1 protein-coding gene is annotated in these 4,948 nt (G+C 69.5%); it reads left to right on the forward strand.

What is annotated here, in order from left to right; translation table 11 throughout:
• Positions 1 to 185: 185 nt before the first annotated feature.
• On the forward strand, positions 186 to 4,948 hold a 4,763-nt coding region (locus ACFV4G_RS17180; protein WP_380441039.1), incomplete at its 3' end, for an RHS repeat domain-containing protein.

A 4,948-nucleotide genomic window follows, 5' to 3' on the forward strand; every position in this document is an offset into this window, starting at 1 on the left:
TCGAGCGCCTCGGCCAGCCACCCCGACATATACCCCGATCAGCCTATCAACCAAACCCACTCCACGACTGGCCCAACCAGCCCCCACCCCCCCCCCCCCCCCACGTCCCGCTGACCGGGACGGGAATCGCCAAGTCCGCAACCATCAAGGCCTCGGCCACCGCGGCTGACGGCCCGGTCCGGGCCGTGTACGCCGGCGACACCACGACGTCGACCACGGTCGCCGTGGTGTCGGGCTCCTCCAGCGGCGCGGGCACCTACGCGGCGACCCCGCTCGCGCCCTCGCAGGCCTGGACCGGCGGCGCGGCGTCGGGCGCGTTCACGTACGGCTATCCGATCCAGGCGCCGCCGGCGCTGGCGGGCTCGGGTCCGAAGGTGGCGCTGTCGTACGACTCGTCGTCGGTGGACGGCAAGACCTCGTCGACGAACTCGCAGGCTTCCTGGATCGGTGACGGCTGGGACTACAGCCCGGGCTTCGTCGAGCGGTCCTTCAAGCCCTGTTCGCTGGACGGGATCGCAGGCTCCGGCGACCAGTGCTGGGGCGGCGCCAACATGGCCCTGTCGCTGGGCGGCCACTCCGGCCAGCTGGTGCCGGACGACGCGTCCTGTCAGTCCGGCGCACCGGCCGCCATGGAGCAGGCCGCCTGCACCTGGCGGCTGAAGAACGACGACGGCACGAAGATCCAGTTCCTGACCGGCGCGACCAACGGCACCTGGAACGGTTCCTACATCAAGGTCACCGACACCAGTGGCACGGTGTACTACTTCGGCCTGAACCACGTGCCGGACGCGAACGGCAACCCGACCACGCTCGGCGCGGATAGCGGCTCGGCGTGGACCGTCCCGGTCTTCTCCCCCAACAGCGGGGACCCGTGCTACGACCCGGCCAAGGGCCAGGGCTCCTGGTGCCAGACCGCGTGGCGCTGGAACCTCGACTTCACGGTCGACCCGCACGGCAACCTGGTCACCAACGCCTACACGCCCGAGATCAACTACTACGCCCTCGGCGGCGGCCAGGGGAACGGGACCAGCACCGCCTACACCCGCAGCGGAGTGCCCTCCACGATCGGCTACGGCCAGCTGCTCTCGGACCAGCTGAACAACAACGGCGCCTACAACCCCGCCGCGAAGATCGTCTTCAACACCGCCGAGCGGTGCGATCCCTCCAGCGGGGTCTGCGACCCGTCGCAACGCACGGCGGCCAACGCGCCGAACTGGCCGGACGTCCCGCTCGACCAGCAGTGCGACGGCACCAGTGGGTGCACCAACTACGGGCCGACGTTCTGGACGACCAAGTGGCTGTCGTCGATCGTCACCCAGGTCCGGGTCAACGGCACCTACCAGACGGTCGATTCGTACGCGCTGAACCACACGTTCGTCAACGTGCAGAACCTGACCGAGAATACGAAGGTTCCGTGGCTGGCCTCGGTCCAGCGCACCGGTCAGGACACCCAGGCCTCCGGGACGCCGGTCCCGCTGCAGCCGGTGTCCTTCACTCCGATGTTGCTGCCCAACCGGGTGGACGGCACGAACCTGGTGCCCGCACCGCCGGCCTACAACCGGCCGCGCATCCAGATGATCACCACGGAGACCGGCGGGACCATTGGCGTCAACTACGCTCCCGCCGATTGCTCTCGGGTGAACAACGTCATGCCGGCCTCCGCCGACAGTGACACGCTTTCCTGCTACAACGTGAAGTGGAACCCGCCGGGTTCGGCTGCCAGAGCGGCCCCCGTGGACGACTGGTTCCAGAAGTACCCGGTCGCCACCGTCACTACGAACCCTGGCACCCCGGGCTCGACGCCGATGGTGACCAGCTACAGCTACGGCAAGGCGGCCTGGCACCGCAACGACTCGGCCACGACCCGCGACAACGCTCGCACCTGGGACCAGTTCCGCGGCTACGCGAGCGTCACCGCCATCACCGGGAGCGGCAACGACGGCCCCAAGTCCCAGAGTTCCACCACCTACTACCAGGGCATGGACGGTGACGTCCTCGCAAGCGGAACCACACGCAGTGTCTCGGTCGCGGGCCCGATGAGCGGTCAGGTCACCGACTCCGACTGGCTCTCCGGCGAGATCCTGGAGTCCGACACCTACGCGCAGGCCGGCGGCAGCGTCGTCGGCTACTCGGTCAGCACCTCCAGTGGTCCTGTGCCCACGGCGACGCACAGCCAGGGCATCAGCATGCCTGCGCTCACGGCCCGCTACAACTTCACCGGCGCGGTCACCACCTCGCGATCATTGAAGTCCGACGGCACGTGGGGGACGGTCGCCAAGACCGTCACGAGCGATCCGGCGCACGGGAACCGGCTCCTGACCTCGCTGGAGACCGCCGACGGCCTGCCGGACATCTGCACCCGCACTAACTACGCGGCCGGCTCCGACCCGCAGGTCCAGGTGCTCCCGTCCGAGGTGATCGCGGTCTCGGGCAGCAACGCCTGCACCGCTACACCGACGGCTGCCAACACCGTCTCCTGGGCCAGGACGGCCTACGACGGTCAGGGCGTCGGCCAGCTGGGCACGGCGCACGACGCGACGACGACGTTCGCGCTCGACCACTACGACGCCTCGGGCAACGCCCAGTTCACTTCGGTGAACCAGGCCTATGACGGCTACGGCCGACTGGTCAGCGTGACCGACCCCGACGCCACCGACAGCGCCCACCCGAGCGGCGCCACCACCACGACCGCGTACACCGCGTCCACCGCCGGTGAGCTGCCGGGCACCGTCAGCGTCACCACCCCGGCCCCGGCCGGCGCCAGTGACGCCGCCACCGGTCGCACCACCACGACCACGCTGGATATGGCCCGCGCGCTCACCACCAAGACCACCGACCCCAACGGGCGCACGACCACCAAGGCCTACGACGCCCTCGGACGAGTCACCAGCGTCTGGGCCCCTGGGCGCGCCACCACGGCCAGCGCCAGTGCCACGGTCGCGTACTCGACGCCGGGCATGGTCAACGGCAACGCCGTACCGCCGACCGTTACCAGTTCCACGCTGATGTCGGACGGGCAGACATACGCCGTCGGCATTCAGATCATGGACGGTGTGGGCAGGGTCGTCCAGACCCAGTCCACTCCGGCTCTTTCCGCATACAAGGCCGGCCGGCTGATCGCCGACACCGCCTACGACTCGCAGGGCCGGATCAGCAGTTCCAACAACGGCTGGTTCAACAACGACTCGCCGCCCAGCACGACGCGGTTCCAGACCACGTCGAACAAGGTCCCGGCCGAGGCCGATACCGTCTACGACGGCCTTGGCCGCCCCGTGGCGCAGCAGTTCCTCGCCTACGGCGTGACCCAGAGCACCACCACTGCGGCCTACCCGGGTGCGGACCGGACGGACACGACGCCGCCCGCCGGTGCGACGCCCATGTCCGTCGTCAAGGACGCGCGCGGACGCACCGCCCAGCTGTGGCAGTACAAGACGCCCTCCGCCACCGGGAACCCTGCCGACGCGGACGTTACCTCGTACTCCTACACTGCGGCCGGCCAGCTCGCCTTCCACAAGGACGCGGCCGGCAACACCTGGACCCGCGGCTACGACCTGCGCGGACGTGAGGTCACCGCGACCGACCCGGACACCGGAACCACCACCAAGACCTACGACACCGACAACCGGCTCGCCTCCACCACGGACGCACGCGGCCAGACCATCACCTACACCTACGACCTGCTCGGCCGCCCCACCGGCTCCTACGCTGGCTCGGTCGCACCGGCCAACGAGCTGACCGGATTCACCTACGACACGGTCCTCCCAGGCCTGCCCGCCACGTCGACCCGCTACGTCGGCGGCGCCTCGGGCAGCGCCTACACGAGTGCGGTCCTGGCCTACGACACGGCCTACCATCCGACAAAGACGACCATCACGATCCCCGGCACCGAGATCGGCCAGGGCACCGCCCCGTTCAAGTACACCTACCAGGCGACCTACGACCCGATCACCGGCGCACTCGCCTCGGACCACCGCCCCTCCCTCGGGGGCAATGCCGCCGAGGAGGTCGACTACAGCTACGACCAGTACGGCCCGCTGGCCGGCTTCGGCGCCTACGGCGGTGCGACCTATGACGTGTCCTCGGACTGGGATGCCTACGGCCGCCCCATCCGTGCCACGGTGAACCCGTGGGGCACCCAGATCGTCGTCACGAACACCTACGACGAGTCCACCGGCCGTCCGCTCTCCCAGTTCGTCGACAAGCAGACCGCAGCCAAGGGCGCCGTCCAGCAGGTCACCTATGCCTACAACGCAGCCGGGCGAATGACGGCCGTCCGCAACATCCCGGACAACACCCCGTCGTCCACCGACCTCCAGTGCTTCGGCTACGACTACCTCGGCCGCCTGACCAACTCGTGGACCGATACCGGCACGCTCACCCAGGCTCCGCAGCCCACGGTGGGAGGCATCGGCTCCTGCACGAACTCCTCGCCCACCAGCGGCGCCCAGGCCCCGCTGAGGACGACGGTCGGCGGACCCGCCGCGTACTGGCAGAGCTACGGCTACGACCTCACCGGCAACCGCACCCAGCTCGTCCAGCACGACCCGTCCGGTGACACCACCAAGGACACCACCACCAACCAAACCTTCCCGGCCACCGGCACCGTCAACACCCCGACCACCGCGCCCAACACCGGTGGCGGAACCGGCGGTCCGCACGCCCTGACCACCACCAACACCACCTCGCCGAACGGCACCAGCGCCTCCAGCGCCCAGTACGACGCGGCGGGCAACACCACCGCCGTCACCGACACCTCCGGCACCGCCACCCTGACGTGGAACGGCGAGGACAAGCTCGCGTCCTACGCAAAGACCGGCTCGGCCGGACCGACCACCTACCTCTACGACGCCGCTGGCAACCAGCTCATCCGCCGCGACCCTGGCAAGACCACCATCAACCTGGGCGGCGACGAACTCGTCTACAGCGGCGGCACCATCACCGGCGTCCG

This window comes from Kitasatospora sp. NPDC059747, assembly GCF_042732955.1.
In the GTDB taxonomy this organism is placed as follows: domain Bacteria; phylum Actinomycetota; class Actinomycetes; order Streptomycetales; family Streptomycetaceae; genus Kitasatospora.